This window comes from Azonexus sp. GW821-FHT04F04 (genome assembly GCF_059420025.1).
In genome coordinates this window covers 72,610-91,726 of the sequence record NZ_JBWKSX010000008.1, presented here as the reverse complement: position 1 = coordinate 91,726, position 19,117 = coordinate 72,610, and the positions used below count along the sequence as shown (strand labels likewise).

Genomic DNA, 19,117 nt, shown 5'->3' with positions numbered 1-19,117 from the left:
TTTGTAAGACAGGCCGGAACAAGCATGGTTCGCCCAATAAAAACGGGAGGCCGCAGCCTCCCGTCCGGTTCTTCAGGCCAAACCGCCCTTAGCTTTTCTTCTGCGTATCGAGACGGAACTTGACGTAGGAACCCGGTGCATCTTCGATGACCTTAAGGGTACCGTCTTCCGGCTTGCGCGCCTTGACCTTGGCATCGCCACCCGGCAGGGCGGTAACCCACTGGTTCCAATGCGTCCACCACGAACCGGCGTTCTGCGTTGCGCCAGCCAGGAAGTCTTCCGGGCTTTCCGGCAGGTTGCCGTCGGTGGCGTCATTGGTCCAGAAACCGTACTTGTTGGCGACCGGCGGATTGACGATGCCGGCGATGTGGCCGGAACCGCCGAGGACGAACTTGGTGTTGCCGGACGGCAGACGGGCGCCCATGTAGGTGCTCTTCCACGGCGCGATGTGGTCTTCGATGGTCGAGATGAAGTAGCACGGGGTCTTGACCTTGCTGATGTCGATCTTGACGCCGCCGAGCGTGATGCCGCCCGGTTCCTTGAGCAGGTTGGCCAGATACATGTTGCGCAGGTAGAAACTGTGCATCGCGGCCGGCATGCGGGTCGAGTCGGAGTTCCAGTAGAGCAAGTCGAACGGGAACGGATCCTTGCCCATCAGGTAGTTGTTGACCACGAAGGACCAGATCAGGTCGTTGGCGCGCAGCATGTTGAAGGTGCCGGCCATTTCCGAACCTTCGAGGAAGCCCTTTTCAGCCATGCGTTTTTCGAGACCTTCAACCGCACCTTCGTCAAGGAAGATGCCCAGTTCGCCCGGCTCGGAGAAATCGAGCATGGTCGTGAAGAAGGTGGCCGAATTGGCGCGCTTGTCCTTCTTGGACGCCATATAGGCCAGCGTGGTCATGGTCAGCGTGCCGCCCAGGCAGTAGCCGGCCAGATTGACGCTGTTCTCGCCGGTATGGGCGCAGACCTGGTTGATGGCTTCGAGCGAACCTTCAAGCAGGTAGTTTTCGAAGGACTTGGCAGCCAGCTTCTCGTCGGGGTTGATCCACGACATGATGAAGGTGGTGTGGCCCTGGTCGGTCGCCCACTTGACCATCGAGTTCTTCTCTCGCAGGTCAAGGATGTAGTACTTGTTGATCCACGGCGGAACGATCAGGAAGGGCTTCTTGTTCTGTTCCGGGGTGCTCGGGTTGTACTGGATGAGCTGGAACAGTTCGTTCTGGAAGACCACCTTGCCCGGTGTCGTGGCAACGTTCTTGCCCATTTCGAAGGCCGAGGTGTCGGTCATCCGGATACGCAGCTGGCCATCACCGGATTCGACGTCGTGCAGCAGGTTGTTGAGGCCCTTGATCAGGTTCTGGCCGTTGCTCTTGACGGTTTCGCGGAAAACTTCCGGATTGGTCATGGCGAAGTTGGACGGCGACAGCGCATCGATGTACTGACGGGTGAAGAAGTTCACTTTTTGCTGGGTCGCTTCGTCCAGGCCTTCGGTACCGGCAACGGTGTCGTGCAGGTGACGGGCGGTGATCAGATAGGATTGCTTGACGAAGTCGAACATGAAATGCTCTTCCCACTCTTCGTCCTTGAAGCGGTTGTCACCCTTCTTGGGTGCGGCCACCGGGTGGCTGCCCGGCATGCCCATCATCTTCATGCTGGTGTTCTGCCACAGCGAGAAGTAGTCCCACATCATGTTCATCTGGGTCTGGGCCATCTTGTACGGATTGGCCAGCAGACGGGAAGACAGGTCCATGAAAGCTTTTGCCACGCCAAGTTCATCGGCCGGCGCATTGACGCCGTCCTTGGCCTTCTTTTCCATGAACTGGGTGATCAGGCGTGAGGCGCGCTGGGCGACTTCGGCGTAGGTCTTGGCCATTTCGGCCGGGTTCGGCAGGTTCATACCCTGGTTTTCGGTTTGCTGCGACATCTTGAAACTCCCTCTGTCAGTGCGTAGCGGCTTTAGACTGCAACCGCGAATAGCGAATCACCCCGTCGGCGCCAATGCTGCGTAACAGCCGACCAGCTTGCTCAAGGTAGTTCAGATGGGCAATTGCTTCACCCATCGCGAACATGGTTTGGTGTGTATCGAGCGCCCGATTGAACAACACATCGAGCAACTCGGCTGCGCTCTTCGGCGCTAGTTCACAGCTGTCTTCCAAAGCTTGCAATCGTTCTTCATGGTGCGAATGCAGTGCCTGAACCCGCGCCCGAATCCCTGTGAAGGGCAAGCCGTGCGAAGGTAAAACCAGTGTTTCATCCGGAACTTCATCAGCCATTTCGTCCAACGACTCGAGGAACCAGCGTAACGCATCAGCCTTCGGCGTTGCGGCGAAAACGCTGATATTGGTCGAAATTCTTGGCAAAAGCATGTCGCCCGAAATTAACACGCCAAGTTCGACGCAGTAAAGCGCCATATGCTCCGGAGCGTGACCATGGCCTATCAAAATTTGCCATTTTTTCCCGTCGACCGTGGCAATGTCGCCGATCTTCAGGCGATCATAGTGTTCGGGCAACGCCGGCACCGCCTTGCGATAGCCCGATCCGCGCTTCTCGAATTTGGCCAGATGCTCGCCATCCAGCCCGTGCTGACGGAACTGCTCGACCATGAAACGGGCCCCGTGACCACCCACCTCGTTCCACACCACATGCGCCGTCAAAAACTCGCCGGTCGTCATCGACAGCGGCGCACCGGTCTTTTCCATGAGCCAGGTGGCCAGCCCGAGATGATCGGGATGAAAATGCGTGACGATCAGGCGCGTCACCGGGCCGTCGAGTTTTTCCAGGATCTGCGACCACATGGCGCGTACCGCGTCATCGGGAAAGCCGGTATCGACGATGACCCAGCCGGCGCCGTCACGAAGCAGCCAGAGGTTGATGTGGTCGAGCTGGAAGGGCAGCGGCATGCGCAGCCAGAAAACGCCGGGTGCAACTTCGGTCAGTTCGCCGGCGGCCGGCGGGTGAGCGTGAGGAAAATGCAGGGACATGGGAAACCTTGATAGCAAGGCAAACAACTTACCATACGGTAGCGGATTGAAAAAACCCCCCGCATCTGTTTTACTTGGCCGCACCTTGAGGAGACTGATTTGAGCCAAACGGCCACCACTTTCGCCATTTCCGACCTGGCTCGGGAATTCGGCATCACCCCGCGCACCATCCGCTTCTGGGAAGACCAGGGCATCCTCTCGCCCGAACGCGAAGGCAGCAAGCGCGTGTTCACCCGCCGCGACCGGGCGCGCCTCAAGATGGCGCTGCGTGGCAAGCGCCTCGGCCTGTCGCTGGCCGAAATAAAGGACCTGATCGGCATGTATGCGTCGACCGAGGACGAAACGCCGCAATTGCTCGAATGCCTGCGCGTCATGGAAAAGCGCCGTGCCGCGCTGGAGCAGCAGCGCGAGGACATCGAGGCGATGCTGGCCGAAATCTCGGAATTCGAGCGCCAGTGCGAACAGGAGCTGGCTCGTCGCGATGCCCCGTAAAAAATATTTGATCTCTAGTTGACGTTAACGTCAACGTAAATACAATCACGACCTATGCCCAAAATCGTCGATCCCCACTTTGCCGAGCGCGTCAGCGCCAGCTTTGCCCGTCAGAACGCCATGGAGCTCATCCAGGCGACGATGCCGGTCATCGAACACGGCCGGACGGAAATCCATCTGCCGCACTGGACGGGCGTCGAGCAGCAGCATGGCTTCGTCCATGGCGGCGTCGTCGGCATGATTGCCGATTCAGCAGCTGGCTATGCGGCGATGACCGTCGTGCCGGAAACTGCCTCGGTGCTGACGGTCGAATTCAAGATGAATCTGGTCGCCCCGGCCGACGGCGAAAAGCTGATCGCCCGCGGCAAGGTGGTGCGCCCGGGCAAGACACTGATCATTACCCAGGCCGAAGTCTTCGCTGTGAAAGACGGCCGGGAAACGCTGTGTGCGCTGATGCAGCAGACCATCATGGTCATGCACGGCAAGACTGAAAAATAAATCGATAACGGAGACAAACCATGAACATTCCCAGCCTCGACTTCGGCCTCGGCGAAGACATCAACCTGCTGCGCGACGCGGTGAAGGCCTTTGCCGACGCCGAAATCGCGCCGCGTGCCGCCGAAGTGGACCGCATCAATCACTTCCCGGCCGACCTCTGGAAGAAATTCGGCGACATGGGCCTGCTCGGCATGACCGCCGGCGAGGAATACGGCGGCACCAACATGGGCTATCTGGCCCACATTGTCGCGCTCGAGGAAATCTCGCGCGCCTCGGCCTCCATCGGCCTGTCCTACGGCGCCCACTCGAATCTGTGCGTCAACCAGATCCGCCGTAACGGCACCGAGGCCCAGCGCCAGAAATACCTGCCCAAGCTGATCTCAGGCGACCACGTCGGCGCGCTGGCGATGTCCGAGCCGAACGCCGGTTCCGACGTCGTCTCGATGAAGCTCAAGGCCGACAAGAAGGGCGACCGCTACGTCCTCAACGGTTCCAAGATGTGGATTACCAACGGCGGCGATGCCGACACGCTGGTCGTCTATGCCAAGACTGACCCGAATGCCGGCGCCAAGGGCATGACCGCCTTCATCGTCGAAAAGGGGATGACGGGCTTCAGCCACGGCACCCACCTCGACAAGCTGGGCATGCGCGGCTCCAACACCTTCCCGCTGTTCTTCGACGACTGCGAAGTGCCCGAAGAAAACGTGTTGGGCGGCGTCGGCAACGGCACCAAAGTGCTGATGTCCGGCCTCGATTACGAACGCGCCGTGCTCTGTGGCGGCCCGCTCGGCATCATGGCAGCGTGCATGGATGTCGTCGTACCCTTCCTCCACGAACGCAAGCAGTTCGGTCAGGCGATCGGTGAATTCCAGCTGATGCAGGGCAAGGTTGCCGACATGTATTCGACCTGGATGGCCAATCGCGCTTACGTCTATGCCGTCGGCCGCGCCTGCGATGCCACCGACCATTCGCGCACGCTGCGCAAGGATGCTGCCGGCGCCATTCTCTATTCCGCAGAAAAGGCCACCTGGATGGCAGGCGAAGCGATCCAGACGCTGGGTGGCGTCGGTTACACCAACGAGTATCCGGTCGGCCGTTTGTGGCGCGATGCCAAGCTCTACGAGATCGGGGCAGGCACCTCGGAAATCCGTAGAATGCTGATTGGTCGCGAACTTTTCGCCGAAACCGCATAAACAGCTCCCGCCGGTGTTTCCGAGCAGGGAGCACCGCCACCAGGAGCCCACAGCATGCCCGTTACCCTACGCACCCTCACCGCAGACGATACCGAAGCCCTCGAGCAGGTTCGCCAGTATTTCCGCAATTACGCGGCCTGGCTCGGCGTCGATCTGTCGTACCAGAACTTCGACCAGGAAATGGCCTCCCTGCCCGGCACCTATGTCGCGCCACAGGGCCGGCTGTTCTTTGCCGAGGTCGACGGCCGTCCGGCCGGCTGCGTCGGCGTTCGCCCGCTGCCGGACAGTGACGGCGTCTGCGAAATGAAGCGCCTTTACGTCGCGCCGGAGGAGCGCGGCCACGGTGTCGGCGCGGCACTCGCGCTGGCCGCCATCAAGGCGGCCAAGGAAATCGGCTATCGCAAGCTGATGATCGACACGCTGCCCAACATGCGCATGGCCGTGAAGCTCTACCGCGAGCTGGGCTTCACCGAGGCGCCGAATTACTACCAGACGCCGATCGAAGGCACCATGTTCCTCGCCCTCGATCTCGACAACTGGTCGGAAGAAGAAATCCGCAGCGAGAACCTGTCGCACCTGTTCGACTTCAACCGCGCCTGGGCCGGCCAGATGCAGGCCGTTGACCCCAATTATTTCGACAAGCTGTCCCAGTTGCAGACGCCGGAATTCCTGTGGATCGGCTGTTCCGACTCGCGCGTGCCGGCCAACCAGATCGTCGGTCTGCTGCCGGGTGAGGTCTTCGTTCATCGCAACGTCGCCAATGTCGTCGTGCACACCGACCTCAACTGCCTGTCGGTCATCCAGTACGCCGTCGATGTACTGAAGGTGAAGCACATCATGGTCGTCGGCCACTATGGCTGCGGCGGCGTTGGTGCCGCCCTGCGCCGTGACCGGGTCGGCGTCGTCGACCTCTGGCTGCGCCACGTCCATGACGTCCACAACAAGCACATGGACAACGTAAACAGCTTGCCGGAAGAACTTCGCCACGACCGGCTGTGCGAACTCAATGTCCTCGAGCAGGTGGTCAATGTCTGCCACAACCCGGTCGTTCAGGATGCCTGGAGCCGGGGCCAGCAACTGACCGTCCATGGCTGGATCTACGGCCTCAAGGACGGCCTGATCCACGACCTCGGCATCACCGTCGACCACCCGCAGGATTTGCCTTTCCGTTACGACGCCGCACTGAAAGCGTTGGACGCCTGATCACAACAACTACGCAGGAGAAAACAGCATGAATGACCCGATCGTTATCGTTTCCGCCGCCCGCACCGCCATGGGCTCGTTTCAGGGCGGCTTCAGCGCCCTGACTGCAGCCAACCTTGGCGCCGTGGCCATCAAGGCCGCCGTCGATCGCGCCGGCATCGACGTCAACCTGATCGAGGAAGTGCTGATGGGCTGCGTGCTGCAAGCCGGCCAGGGCCAGGCCCCGGCCCGCCAGGCGGCATTGCAGGCCGGCCTGCCGCTCTCGGCCGGTTGCGCCACCATCCACAAGGTCTGCGGTTCGGCCATGAAGGCGACCATGCTCGGCCACGACGGCATCCTTGCCGGCTCCTATGGCGCTGCTGTGGTCGGCGGCATGGAATCGATGACCAACGCCCCCTACTTGCTCTCCAAGGCACGCGGCGGCTATCGCCTCGGCCACGGCCAGATGTTCGACCACATGTTCATGGACGGTCTCGAAGATTCCTACAGCAAGGAAACGCGCGGCCGTCTGATGGGCACGTTTGCCGAAGAGTGTGCGACCACTTACGGCTTCACGCGTGAAGCGCAAGACGAATTCGCCATCCGCTCGACGACGCGCGCCATCGAAGCCAGCAACAATGGTTCCTTCGCCTGGGAAATCGCCCCGACCACCGTCGCCGGCCGCAAGGGCGATGTCGTGATCGACAAGGATGAAGGTCCGTTCGCGGTCAACGTCGAAAAAGTCCCGACTTTGAAGCCGGCATTCAAGAAGGACGGCACGGTAACCCCGGCCAACTCGTCGTCGATTTCCGACGGCGCCGCCGCCATGGTCCTCATGCGCGCTTCGCAAGCCGCCAAGCTTGGCCTGCAGCCGATTGCCCGCATCGTTGCGCACACCACGCACGCCGACACACCCGCCCTCTTCCCGTCGGCTCCGGTCGGCGCCATGCAGAAATTGTTCGCCAAGACCGGGTGGACCGCAGAATCGGTCGATCTCTATGAGATCAACGAAGCCTTTGCCGTCGTCACCATGGCTGCGCTACACGACCTCAAGCTCGACCCGGCCAAGGTCAACGTCCACGGCGGCGCCTGTGCGCTCGGTCACCCGATTGGCGCTTCCGGCGCCCGCATCGTCGTCACCCTGCTCGGCGCGCTCAAGAAGTACGGCAAGAAGCGCGGTGTCGCCTCCCTGTGCATCGGTGGCGGCGAAGCGACGGCCCTCGCCGTTGAAATGCTCTGAGCGGAGACGAACCGATGATTCTCACGCAAGAACAGGAAATGATCCGCGACACCATGCGCGCCTTCGCGCAGGAGCGCCTCGCCCCCTTCGCCGCCGACTGGGACAGGAACCACACCTTCCCGGCCGACGCGCTCAAGGAACTCGGCGAGCTCGGCGCGCTGGGCATGGTGGTCCCCGAGGAATGGGACGGCGCCGGCATGGATTACATGTCGCTGGTCCTGACCCTCGAAGAAATCGCCGCCGGCGATGGCGCCACGTCGACCATCGTTTCGGTGCAGAACTCGCTGGCCTGCGGCATCACGATGAAATACGGCACCGACGCGCAGAAGGAAGAATGGCTCAAGCCGCTGGCCCGCGGCGAGAAGCTCGGCTGCTTCTGCCTGACCGAGCCGCACACCGGCTCGGATGCCTCGGCGATCACCACGCGGGCTGACCGCGATGGCGATTTCTTTGTGCTCAATGGCGTCAAGCAGTTCATCACCACCGGCAAGCACGCCCAGATGGCCATCGTCTTTGCCGTGACCGACAAGGCGGCTGGCAAGAAGGGTATCTCCTGCTTCCTGATCCCGACGGCGACGCCCGGCTTCATCGTCGGCCGCACCGAAGACAAGATGGGTCAGCACGCTTCCGACACCGTGCAGATCATTCTCGAGAACTGTCGCGTACCGGCCTCGGCCCTGCTCGGCAAGGAGGGCGAAGGCTACAAGATTGCCCTCTCCAACCTCGAAGCCGGCCGCATCGGCATCGCCGCGCAGAGCATCGGCATGGCCCGCGCCGCGTTTGAAGCGGCCGTGCGTTACGCCAAGGAACGCGTGACCTTCGGCGTGCCCATCATCGACCATCAGGCTGTCAATTTCCGCCTGGCCGACATGAACACCCTGCTCGACGCCGCCCGCCTCATGGTCTGGCGCGCCGCCCAGCTCAAGGACGCCGGCAAGCCGTGTCTGAAGGAAGCGTCGATGGCCAAGATGTTCGCCTCCGAAGCGGCCGAGAAGATCGCCTCGGACGCCATCCAGATCCACGGCGGCGTCGGCTACACCAGCGACTTCCCGGTCGAGCGGATCTACCGCGACGTGCGCATCTGCCAGATTTACGAGGGCGCCAACGACATCCAGCGGCTGGTCATCGGGCGCAGCATCGCCAACGAGTAGTCAAACCCCATTGCTACGGTCAACCGGAAAAAAAGCCTAAAAATGAAATTGACCGTAGCCCCGACAGGAGACAAACGATGACCGACACAGGAAACGCCAACCCGGCCCCCATCGATTTCTGGTTCGATTTTTCCAGCCCCTACGGCTACCTGCTCAGCGAGAAGATCGATGCCCTCGCCGCCCAATACGGCCGCAAGGTGCGCTGGCATCCGATCCTGCTCGGCATCATTTTCCAGGCCACCGGCTCACGGCCGCCGGCCGACGGTATCAGCGCCAAGGGCAAGTACATGCTGGCCGACTTCCATCGTTCGGCACGGCACATGGGCATTCCCTACAACCCGCCCAGCCGCTTCCCGCTGCCGACGCAGAACGCCGCCCGCGCCTATTACTGGCTGCATGGCCAGGACTGCGCGCTGGCCCGAGCTTTCGCCCATGCCGTCTTTCGCGCCTTCTTCGTCGATGACCTCGACGTCTCCTCGCCCGACACGCTGCTCGACATCGCGGCGGCGCTCGGCATCGACCGCGAACAACTGGCCGCAGCCCTGCAAACCCCGGAGATCAAGGCCCGTCTCAAGGACGAAGTCGATAACGCCCTGAAAATCGGTGTCTTCGGCTCGCCGCACGTCGTCATCGACGGCGAAGCCTTCTTCGGCGCCGACCGCCTGCCGCAGATCGAACACTGGCTGAAAACCGGCGGTTTTTGAGAACACGATGAAACGAATCTGCGTCTTCTGCGGCTCCAACGCCGGCAGCAACCCGATCTACCGCACCGAGGCCGAAAAGCTCGGCCGCCTGCTCGCCGCGCGCGGCATCGAGCTGGTCTATGGCGCCGGCAACATCGGCCTCATGGGCGCTGTCGCCGATGCCTGTCTTGAGGCCGGCGGCACGGTCATCGGCGTCATCCCGGAGGCGTTGATGGGCAAGGAAGTCGCCGGTCGCGCCGTCGATCACCGGGCGCTGACGCGCATCGAGGTCGTCGATTCGATGCACACGCGCAAGGCGCGCATGGCCGAGCTGTCCGACGGTTTCATCGCCCTGCCCGGCGGCTTTGGCACCTTCGAGGAATTCTGCGAAATCCTGACCTGGGGCCAGCTCGGCTTTCACCAGAAGCCGATGGGCCTGCTTAACGTCAATGGTTTCTACGACCCGCTGCTCGCCATGTTCGACCAGGCGGTCGACGAAGGCTTCCTGCGCGCCCAGAACCGGGCCATGGCGCTGGCCGACACCGACATCGAAAAACTGCTGGCCACCATGACGGCCTACCGACCGGAGCCGGTCAGCAAGTGGCTGAAAGAGGCAAAGCAGTTGTAGCACTTACCAAATCGCAATTCAGGCAACGCACACATAAAAGAAGCGAGGAGACATGACCATCCTGAAATCCCAACTCAACCCGCGCTCGGCCGATTTCCAGGCCAACGCGGCCGCCATGGAAACCGTGGTCGCCGACCTGCACGACAAGGTCGAAAAGATCGCCCTCGGCGGCCCGGAAGCGGCGCGCCAGAAACATCTGGCTCGTGGCAAGCTGCTGCCGCGCGAGCGGGTCAATGGCCTGCTCGACCCCGGCACGCCTTTCCTCGAGATCGGCCAGTTCGCGGCCTACGGGATGTACGGCGGTGACGTGCCGGCGGCGTCGGTGATCGCCGGCATCGGCCGGGTGAACGGCGTCGAATGCATGGTCGTCGCCAACGACGCGACCGTGAAGGGCGGCACCTATTACCCGCTGACCGTCAAGAAACACCTGCGCGCCCAGGAAATCGCCCTCGAAAACCGGCTGCCCTGCGTCTATCTGGTCGATTCCGGCGGCGCCTTTTTGCCCATGCAGGACGAGGTCTTCCCGGACAAGGAACATTTCGGCCGCATCTTCTTCAACCAGGCCAACCTGTCAGCCGCCGGCATCCCGCAGATCGCCGCCGTGATGGGCTCATGCACGGCCGGCGGCGCCTACGTGCCGGCGATGTGCGACGAATCGATCATCGTCAAGAATCAGGGCACGATCTTTTTGGGCGGCCCGCCGCTGGTGAAAGCCGCCACCGGTGAAGTCGTCTCGGCCGAAGACCTCGGCGGCGCCGACGTGCATACGCGCATTTCCGGCGTCGTCGATCATCTGGCCGAGAACGATGCCCACGCGCTGGCCATCGCCCGCCGCATCGTCAAGGATCTGAACTGGAAGAAACAGCCACCGGTCACGCTGACGATGCCGACCGAACCGGCCTATGGTGCCGAGGAACTGTACGGCGTCATCCCGACCGACTCCAAAAAGCCCTTCGACGTCCGCGAAATCATCGCCCGCATCGTCGACGGCTCCGATTTCGACGAATTCAAGGCCCGCTACGGCACGACGCTGGTTTGCGGCTTTGCTCGGATTTACGGCTACCCGGTCGGTATCGTCGCCAACAACGGGATTTTGTTCTCGGAATCGGCCCTCAAAGGCGCGCATTTCATCGAGCTCTGCGCCCAGCGCGGCATTCCGCTCGTCTTCCTGCAGAACATCACCGGCTTCATGGTCGGCCGCAAGTACGAAAATGGCGGCATCGCCCGCGACGGCGCCAAGATGGTGACGGCCGTCGCCACCGCGAAGGTGCCGAAATTCACCGTCGTCATCGGCGGCTCGTTCGGTGCCGGAAACTACGGCATGTGCGGCCGCGCCTACTCGCCGCGCTTCCTGTGGATGTGGCCGAACGCCCGGATCTCGGTGATGGGTGGCGAACAGGCGGCCGGCGTGCTGGCCACCGTCAAGCGTGACGGCATCGAGGCGGCCGGCAAGACCTGGAGCGCCGAGGAAGAAGCCGCCTTCAAGGACCCGATCCGCGAGCAGTACGAAACGCAGGGCCATCCCTACTACGCCTCGGCGCGGCTGTGGGACGACGGCATCATCGACCCGGCCGATACCCGGCGGGTGCTTGGCCTCGGACTGTCGGCGTCGATGAACGCCCCGGCCGAAGAGACGAAGTTCGGCATTTTCCGGATGTAAGGCGATGTACCTGCCCAAGCATTTTGCGGAAACCGACGTCGGCGTCATGCACGCGCTGATGCGCGCCTTTCCGCTCGCCACGCTGGTCACGCAGGGTGCGGACGGCCTCGACGCAAACCACATTCCGCTGCATCTGGATGTGTCTGCCGGGCCGAACGGCACTTTGCGCGGCCATGTTGCGCGGGCCAATCGGCTGGTCGCGGATGTCACGGTCAACCGGAAAATTCTCGTCATTTTCAAAGGCCCGGACTGCTATATCAGCCCGTCCGGCTACGCCACCAAGGCCGAGCAAGGCAAGGTGGTGCCGACCTGGAATTACACGGCGGTGCATGCCTATGGCGAGCTTCGCCTGATCGACGATGCTGACTGGCTTCTGGCTCAGTTGCATGTGCTGACTGCCGAACACGAGGGCGGACTGCCGCGCCCATGGGCGGTTGATGATGCGCCGGCGGATTACATCGGGAAGATGCTTGGGGCTGTCGTCGGCATCGAGATTTCCATCGACCGCTTGGTCGGTAAATGGAAGGTTAGCCAGAATCAGCCGGCGGTTAATCAGGCGAGTCTGATTGCGGCGCTGGATGGGCAGCCGATGGCTGGGTTGATTCGGGAGAGGGGGTTGAAATGAATGCTCCTTTGAATGAGCTTGGGGTTCCGCCTTGCTGGCGGGCGTACTTTCTTTTGCTTCGCCAAAAGAAAGTAGCCAAAGAAAAGGCGACCCCGGGGGCGGCGCCCTGCGGGTTCCCTGCGCTACTCGGCAGGCCGGGCGGCTTGCTAAACTCGCCTGCGGCTCAGACAACGCAAGCCGACTGCCCCCGGCCAGCCTGCGTTGCTCAGCGCCTTCCACGGGGGCCCCAAAGGCGTCCGCGCTGGACAGATGTAGCGCAAAGAATCGACTTTCACGGTCAACCGGAAAAAGCGGCCAAAAATGAAATCAGCCATTCAGGCACCCAAGCTCAAAAACGGGTCGTTTTACCGGGCCCCTTGAGAGGTGCCGAGCAACGCAGGAAGGCCGGGGGCCTTCGGCGAGGACTGTTTGAGGGGCAAAGCCCCGAGTTCCGCAGCCGCCCGGCCTTCCGAGTAGCACAGGGAACCGGCAACGCCGGCACCGACCCAGGGGTGGCCTTTTCTTTGGCTACTTTCTTTTGGCCACACAAAAGAAAGTACGCCCGCCAGCAAGGCGGAAACCCAAGCCAATTCAGCAAAACCAAATAACAAAACCGAGACAAACAAAATGCCCTTCCAAGCCCTGGAAATACAACTCACCGGCCCGGTCGCCACCCTCTGGATGAACCGCCCCGACCTCCACAACGCCTTCGACGAAACCCTGATCGCCGAGCTCACTGCCGCCTGTATCGCCCTCGATGAAGACAAAGATGTCCGCGTCGTCATCCTGGCCGGAAGAGGCAAGAGCTTCTCGGCCGGCGCCGACCTCAACTGGATGAAACGTGCCGCCAACAATGGCCTCGACGACAACCTCAACGACGCCCGCGCCCTGGCCCGCATGCTGCGCGTGCTGGCCGAAATGAAGAAACCGACCATCGCCCGAGTCCAGGGTGCCGCCCTCGGTGGCGGCATGGGGCTGGCTGCCGCCTGCGACATCGCCGTCGCCTCGACCAAGGCCGTTTTCGCCACTTCCGAAGTCAAGTTCGGCATCATCCCCTCGGCCATTTCGCCCTACGTCCTGCGCGCCATCGGTGCCCGCCAGGCTTACCGCTACTTCCAGTCGGCCGAACGCATCGATGCCGCCCGCGCCCGCGAAATCGGCCTCGTTCATGAAGCCGTCGAGCCGGAACAGCTCGATGCCAAGGTGCAGGAAATCGTCGACTCGCTGCTGCAAGGCGGCCCGCTGTCCCAGGCTGCCGCCAAGGACCTGATCCGCGCTGTCAGCGGCCGCCCGATCAACGACACGCTGGTCGATGACACCGCTCACCGCATCGCCCACCTGCGTGCCACGCCGGAAGCCCGCGAAGGCATCGCCGCCTTCCTCGATAAACGTCAACCCAACTGGATTGGGGAATAAGCCATGTTCAATAAGATCCTGATTGCAAATAGAGGCGACCAGCCGCTCAGCGGCGCAGCGACGAAGTCAAATTGCCTGCGTGCGCAGCACGCTCAGGCTATTTCTCCGCGGGAGACCCAGCATGTTTAACAAAATCCTCATTGCCAACCGCGGAGAAATCGCTTGCCGGGTCATCAAGACCGCCCGCCGCATGGGCATCCGCACCGTCGCCGTTTATTCCGAGGCCGATGCCAACGCCCGCCATGTCCGCCTGGCGGACGAGGCCGTGCTGCTCGGCCCGGCCGCCGCCCGCGAGTCCTATCTGGTCGCCGACCGGATCGTCGACGCCTGCAAGCGCACCGGCGCCCAGGCTGTCCATCCCGGCTACGGATTCCTGTCCGAAAACGCCGATTTCGCCGATGCGCTGGCCGCCAACGGCATCGCCTTCATCGGCCCGCCGGCCTCGGCCATTCGCGCCATGGGCTCCAAATCCGAAGCCAAGAAACTGATGGGCAAGGCCGCCGTGCCGCTGACCCCGGGCTACCACGGCGATGACCAGACGCCGGAACTACTGCACAAGGAAGCCGACGCCATCGGCTATCCGGTACTGATCAAAGCCGCGGCTGGCGGTGGCGGCAAGGGCATGCGCCTGGTCGAACGCACAGAGGATTTCCTAGACGCCCTCGCCTCGTGCAAGCGCGAAGCAACCTCCAGCTTCGGCAACGAGCACGTGCTGATCGAGAAATACATCACCAAGCCACGCCACATCGAAATCCAGGTCTTCGCGGACACACAGGGCGATTGCGTCTATCTCTTCGAACGCGACTGTTCGGTGCAGCGCCGCCACCAGAAGGTGCTCGAAGAAGCCCCCGCCCCCGGCATGACCGAGGCGCGCCGCCACGAGATGGGCAAGGCCGCCGTCGCCGCCGCCAAAGCTGTCGGTTATGTCGGCGCCGGCACCGTCGAGTTCATCGCCAACCAGGATGGCTCGTTCTATTTCATGGAAATGAACACCCGCCTGCAGGTCGAACACCCGGTCACCGAAATGATTACCGGCCAAGATCTCGTCGAATGGCAGCTGCGCGTCGCCGCCGGCCAGCCGCTGCCGCTCGCCCAGGAACAACTGCAGATCCGCGGCCATGCCCTCGAGGCTCGTATCTACGCCGAGGACGCCAACAAGGGCTTCCTGCCCTCGACCGGCAAGCTCGTCCGCCTGTCGCCGCCGGCCGAAAGCCTCAACGTCCGCGTCGACACCGGCGTCGAGGAAGGCGATGAAATCACGCCGTTCTACGACCCGATGATCGCCAAGCTCATCGTCTGGGACGAAACCCGCGACGCCGCGCTGGCCCGCATGCGCAAGGCGCTGGCCGACTATCAGGTTGCGGGCGTCACCACCAACATCGATTTCCTTTCCCGCCTCGTCGCCTGTCCGGCCTTTGCCGGCGCCGACCTCGACACCGGCCTGATCGAGCGCCAGAAGGAATTTCTTTTCCCCGCCGCCCAGGCCGTGCCGCGCGATGCGCTGCTCGTCGCCACGGTCGGCGAACTACTCTGGGAACAGCACGCAGCCAAACAGGCCGCCAAAACCAGCGGCGACCCCTGCTCGCCATGGCATGCCCGCGACGGCTGGCGCATGAACCTCTCGGCCGCCCGCCTGATCGGCTTCCGCGATGGTGACAGCCTGATCGAAGCCATGGTTCGCTACCAGGGTGACAAATGGCAGATCACCATCAACGGCCAGACCACGCTGGCCCGTGGCAAGAAACTCGAAGGCGACCGCTTTGCCGTCGAACTGGACGACCGCCGTCTGATGCCCAGCGTCGTCGCGGTCGATGACAAGCGCAGCATCTTCCTCAATGGAAGCACGTACTCACTTCTCCGTGATGACCCGCTGCATCTGGTTGAAGCTGGCGGCGCCCAAGGCGGCGGGCTGACCGCACCGATGCCCGGCAAGGTCGTCGCCCTGCTCGCCCAACCCGGCCAGAAGGTCGAAAAAGGCGCCCCGCTACTCATCCTCGAAGCGATGAAAATGGAACACACCATCACCGCCCCCGCCGCCGGAACCGTCAAGACTTTCTGCTACGCTGCCGGCGAGCAGGTCGCCGATGGTGCCGAACTGGTCGAATTCGAGCCGAACTAAACCAAGTTCCCTCCCCTACAAGAGGAGGGAGTTAACGAGGTACTCCCATGAAGCTGCCCAGCAAGGTAAAAATCGTCGAAGTCGGCCCGCGCGACGGATTGCAGAATGAAGCGCAGGTAGTCCCGACGGCGATCAAGATCGAACTGATCGAACGCCTCGCCGATGCCGGCCTGCGTGCCATCGAAGCGACCTCCTTCGTCTCGCCGAAATGGGTGCCACAGATGGGCGACAATGCGGCGGTCATGCGTGGCATCAAACGCCACGCTGCCACGGTCTACCCGGTTTTAACGCCAAATTTGCAAGGTTTTGATGCAGCCATTGAAGCTGGCGCAACCGAAGTTGCCATATTTGGCGCTGCCTCCGAGAGTTTTTCCCGGAAAAACATCAATTGCTCGATTGCCGAGAGCCTGAAACGCTTCGAACCCGTGGTTTCGGCCGCTTCAGCACTGGAAATACCGGTCCGCGGCTATGTTTCCTGCGTCGTCGGCTGCCCCTACGAAGGCGCCGTCGATCCGAAAAAAACCGCCGAAGTCGCCAAAACCCTGTTCGACATGGGCTGCTACGAAGTTTCGCTCGGCGACACCATCGGCGTCGGCAATCCGGCCTCGGTCAAACGGCTGATCGAAGCCTGCGCCAAACTGCTCCCCATCGAAAAACTGGCCGGCCATTATCACGACACCTACGGCATGGCCATCGCCAACATCTACGCCTCGCTGCAGATGGGCATGGCCGTATTCGACAGCTCGATCGCCGGCCTTGGCGGCTGCCCTTACGCCAAAGGCGCCTCCGGCAACGTGGCAACCGAGGACGTTGTTTATTTATTGCAGGGCATGGGCATTGAAACCGGCATCGATCTGGCTAAACTGGCAGCTGTCGGCGACTGGATTTCCAGCGCCATCAACCGCCCGAATGGCGCCAAGGCCGGCCGGGCCCTTTGTGCCAGGTCCGAGTGAGCCTTCTTTCCACCGTCGCTGATTTTCTCAAGCCTGCGCCGCCGCTGGATCCGTCCCTGCGCAAGGCGCTCGACCGGGTGGCCGAGATGGTGGACCCGATGCTCAAGGCTGCCCCGGGTTTCGAAAAACACCTGAGCGGCCCGGTCGACTATGCGCTGGGCTACTGCGACGGGCTGGTCGCCTCGCTGCCCGGCCCGATCGACATCAACCGCAAGGCCTTCGCTGACGATCCGCTGGTGCACGCGCTGTTCGCCACGGCCGGCGACATCGACCAGATGCTCGGCCGCAGCCAGGCCGTGCGCGACTTTCTCGCCGAGCCGTGCAGTTGGGAAAGCGAATATTTCTACGCCATGTTCGCTGCCCGCCGGCAACAGAAAAAGCAGCTCGGCTTGGCGCAACAGGGCGATGTCATCCGCAGCGATGTCCCCCAGCTCGTACTCTTTTTCTCCGGCCAGACGCTGATCGAGCCGAGCTGCCAACTCGAAACCACCCGGCACGGCCTGCGCTGCAAAGCCCTCGAAAGCCTGCTCCACACCTTCCACGCCCACGTCAAGGCCCTGCGCGACGAGCGCGAAGGCCTGCGTGCCGACGTCTCAGTCGAGCGCGCCCATCTCACCGTCCTGCGCGGCACCTCGGGCGGCCATGCCCTCGAAGTCGGCACCCGTCACCTGGCCGAACTCGACGCCAAACTGCGCCACACTGCCGAATCGCTGATGCCCGAACATCTGGTCCACGCACTCGCCGACTACCTCAAGTCGCCCGAGCCGGCCCTGCACCTGACCCCAGTCAGCATCACGGTCGACCGCCAGGGTGTTGTCAGCGACGACGGCAACGAGGACATCAACGCCCATACCCTCAACTTCCCGGAACTAACTGCCCGTGACCGCCGTCTTCATCTGGCCATGCTGGCCAGAATCAGTCGCGACGAAGCCCTCGAAGCCGTTGAAATGGTCCGCGACCAGCAACACCGCTTCATGCTCATTTAAATGATCACCTCTCCCTGCATCAATATCTGCAAGATGGATGCGAGCAACGGCCTGTGCCAGGGCTGCTTGCGCACTATCGATGAAATCACGGCCTGGTCGCGCCTCGACGACGCCGGGCAGCAGCACATCCTGGCCAACGTCGCCCGGCGACGCCGCGAACAGGCCCCGCAGGAATGCGGCATACACAGCAACGGCAACGGCAACGCAAAATGAACGACGAAGAACTCTACCAATGCGTCGGCATCTGCATGGCCGACCCCGATTCCGGCTATTGCCTCGGCTGCGGCCGGCCGCCGCTGAGCGCGCCGGACATCGTGGCCGAGCTGGCCGTGCCGACGACAATGCAGCCGGCCAATCCCGACGGTAGCCCGGAAAAACCGGAATGAACCCGGACCTTCCGGCCAGCCTGCTCGTCCTCGAACGCGGCTGGCTGTCGGCCAACAACATCCTGTTTTTTGACGGCGACCAGGCCACGCTGGTCGATAGCGGCTATGTCACGCATGCCGAACAGACGGTCGATCTGGTCCATCACGCCCTGGCCGGCCGCAACCTGAGCCGCCTGATCAACACCCACTCGCACTCCGACCACATCGGCGGCAATGCCGCGCTCAAGGTAGCCTTCGACTGCGAGATCATCGTCCCGGCCGGCCTGCACGCCGTCATTGCCGAGTGGGACAAGGATGCCCTGCTGCTCTCGCCGCTCGGCCAGCAAAGCGCGCGCTTCCAGCACGACCGGTTGATCGACGCCAACGACGAAGTCGAAATGGGTGGCCTCAACTGGCAGGCGCTGGCCGTACCCGGCCACGACATGGAGGCGCTGGCCTATTACAACCCGGAAAAACGCATCCTGATTTCCGGCGATGCGTTGTGGGAAAACGGCTTCGGCGTCATTTTTCCGGAACTGCTCGGCGAAGCCGACGGCTTGGCCAGCGCGCAGGAAACGCTCGAAATGCTCGCCCGGCTGCCCATCGACATCGTCATCCCCGGCCACGGCAAGCCGTTTTCCACGGTCGACGCGGCTTTTGAACGGGCTTTCCGGCGCCTCGGCAACTTCCGCAGCAATATCGGGCAACTGGCCTGGCATGCCATCAAGGTCATCGTCTCCTTCGCAATGATGGAAAAACGCCAGTTGCCGAAAGCCGACTTCCCTGCCTTCGTGCTCTCTCTGCCGTTCGCCGTCGACGTCAACGCCCGCTTTCTGAACCTCTCCGACGAGCGCCTGGTCGCCGGCCTCGAACGCGAGCTGCTGCTGGTCAATGCCCTCCGGCTCACCGATGGAATGATCACCGCCGGCGGATCGCGCTAGCAGCCGAAACAACCAAGCCGTACAA

General features: G+C 62.5%; 19 protein-coding genes. 17 read left to right on the top strand and 2 right to left on the bottom strand.

The window, feature by feature from the left end; genetic code table 11:
* Positions 1-88: 88 nt before the first annotated feature.
* Together AC07TV_RS15680 and AC07TV_RS15675 are read right to left on the bottom strand one after the other, a co-directional pair.
* Complete coding sequence (locus AC07TV_RS15680) at positions 89-1,924, bottom strand: PHA/PHB synthase family protein (protein WP_494649301.1); 1,836 nt, start codon at positions 1,922-1,924, stop codon at positions 89-91.
* Positions 1,925-1,940: 16 nt separating this feature from the next.
* Complete coding sequence (locus tag AC07TV_RS15675; RefSeq protein WP_494649300.1) at positions 1,941-2,981, bottom strand: MBL fold metallo-hydrolase; 1,041 nt, start codon at positions 2,979-2,981, stop codon at positions 1,941-1,943.
* A 99-nt stretch (positions 2,982-3,080) separates the two neighbouring features.
* Here AC07TV_RS15675 and AC07TV_RS15670 point away from each other — a divergent pair, with 99 nt between their 5' ends.
* The 17 genes from AC07TV_RS15670 to AC07TV_RS15590 all read left to right on the top strand — a co-directional run bounded on the left by AC07TV_RS15670 (position 3,081) and on the right by AC07TV_RS15590 (position 19,092).
* Positions 3,081-3,473: a MerR family transcriptional regulator gene (locus AC07TV_RS15670; protein ID WP_226496793.1), complete on the top strand. Its 393-nt coding sequence runs from the start codon at positions 3,081-3,083 to the stop codon at positions 3,471-3,473.
* Between the two features lie 54 nt (positions 3,474-3,527).
* Positions 3,528-3,971, top strand: coding sequence for a PaaI family thioesterase (locus AC07TV_RS15665; RefSeq protein WP_494649299.1), 444 nt, complete (start codon positions 3,528-3,530; stop codon positions 3,969-3,971).
* Between the two features lie 20 nt (positions 3,972-3,991).
* Positions 3,992-5,164 carry an isovaleryl-CoA dehydrogenase gene (locus tag AC07TV_RS15660; protein WP_494649298.1) on the top strand — a complete coding sequence of 391 codons (1,173 nt, stop codon included), beginning with the start codon at positions 3,992-3,994 and terminating at the stop codon, positions 5,162-5,164.
* 54 nt (positions 5,165-5,218) lie between these two features.
* The gene (can, locus tag AC07TV_RS15655) at positions 5,219-6,367 is read left to right on the top strand and encodes a carbonate dehydratase (RefSeq protein ID WP_494649297.1); all 1,149 of its coding nucleotides are present in this window, start codon (positions 5,219-5,221) and stop codon (positions 6,365-6,367) included.
* 28 nt (positions 6,368-6,395) lie between these two features.
* On the top strand, positions 6,396-7,586 hold the full coding sequence (locus tag AC07TV_RS15650; protein WP_494649296.1) for an acetyl-CoA C-acyltransferase: 1,191 nt from the start codon (positions 6,396-6,398) through the stop codon (positions 7,584-7,586).
* Between the two features lie 14 nt (positions 7,587-7,600).
* The gene (locus tag AC07TV_RS15645) at positions 7,601-8,737 is read left to right on the top strand and encodes an acyl-CoA dehydrogenase (protein ID WP_494649295.1); all 1,137 of its coding nucleotides are present in this window, start codon (positions 7,601-7,603) and stop codon (positions 8,735-8,737) included.
* 77 nt (positions 8,738-8,814) lie between these two features.
* On the top strand, positions 8,815-9,441 hold the full coding sequence (locus AC07TV_RS15640) for a 2-hydroxychromene-2-carboxylate isomerase (RefSeq protein WP_494649294.1): 627 nt from the start codon (positions 8,815-8,817) through the stop codon (positions 9,439-9,441).
* A 7-nt stretch (positions 9,442-9,448) separates the two neighbouring features.
* Positions 9,449-10,048, top strand: coding sequence for an LOG family protein (locus AC07TV_RS15635; protein ID WP_494649293.1), 600 nt, complete (start codon positions 9,449-9,451; stop codon positions 10,046-10,048).
* A gap of 52 nt (positions 10,049-10,100) precedes the next feature.
* Complete coding sequence (locus tag AC07TV_RS15630) at positions 10,101-11,708, top strand: carboxyl transferase domain-containing protein (protein WP_494649292.1); 1,608 nt, start codon at positions 10,101-10,103, stop codon at positions 11,706-11,708.
* Positions 11,709-11,712: 4 nt separating this feature from the next.
* Complete coding sequence (locus AC07TV_RS15625; RefSeq protein WP_494649291.1) at positions 11,713-12,333, top strand: FMN-binding negative transcriptional regulator; 621 nt, start codon at positions 11,713-11,715, stop codon at positions 12,331-12,333.
* 606 nt (positions 12,334-12,939) lie between these two features.
* Complete coding sequence (locus AC07TV_RS15620; protein ID WP_494649290.1) at positions 12,940-13,728, top strand: enoyl-CoA hydratase/isomerase family protein; 789 nt, start codon at positions 12,940-12,942, stop codon at positions 13,726-13,728.
* A gap of 121 nt (positions 13,729-13,849) precedes the next feature.
* Entirely contained in the window at positions 13,850-15,847 is a 1,998-nt protein-coding gene (locus AC07TV_RS15615; protein ID WP_494649289.1) for an acetyl/propionyl/methylcrotonyl-CoA carboxylase subunit alpha, read from the top strand.
* Positions 15,848-15,894: 47 nt separating this feature from the next.
* Positions 15,895-16,800, top strand: coding sequence for a hydroxymethylglutaryl-CoA lyase (locus tag AC07TV_RS15610; RefSeq protein WP_494649288.1), 906 nt, complete (start codon positions 15,895-15,897; stop codon positions 16,798-16,800).
* Positions 16,797-17,786 carry a hypothetical protein gene (locus tag AC07TV_RS15605; protein WP_494649287.1) on the top strand — a complete coding sequence of 330 codons (990 nt, stop codon included), beginning with the start codon at positions 16,797-16,799 and terminating at the stop codon, positions 17,784-17,786. The genes AC07TV_RS15610 and AC07TV_RS15605 overlap by 4 nt, the downstream gene beginning before the upstream one ends.
* Positions 17,787-17,999, top strand: a complete 213-nt coding sequence (locus AC07TV_RS15600) for a DUF1289 domain-containing protein (protein ID WP_494649286.1) — start codon at positions 17,787-17,789, stop codon at positions 17,997-17,999.
* Positions 17,996-18,172 (top strand): hypothetical protein, encoded by a 177-nt coding sequence (locus AC07TV_RS15595; RefSeq protein ID WP_494649285.1) that lies wholly within the window; start codon positions 17,996-17,998, stop codon positions 18,170-18,172. The genes AC07TV_RS15600 and AC07TV_RS15595 overlap by 4 nt, the downstream gene beginning before the upstream one ends.
* Positions 18,169-19,092 (top strand): MBL fold metallo-hydrolase, encoded by a 924-nt coding sequence (locus AC07TV_RS15590; RefSeq protein ID WP_494649284.1) that lies wholly within the window; start codon positions 18,169-18,171, stop codon positions 19,090-19,092. Before AC07TV_RS15595 ends, AC07TV_RS15590 begins: the two co-directional genes overlap by 4 nt.
* Positions 19,093-19,117 lie beyond the last annotated feature (25 nt).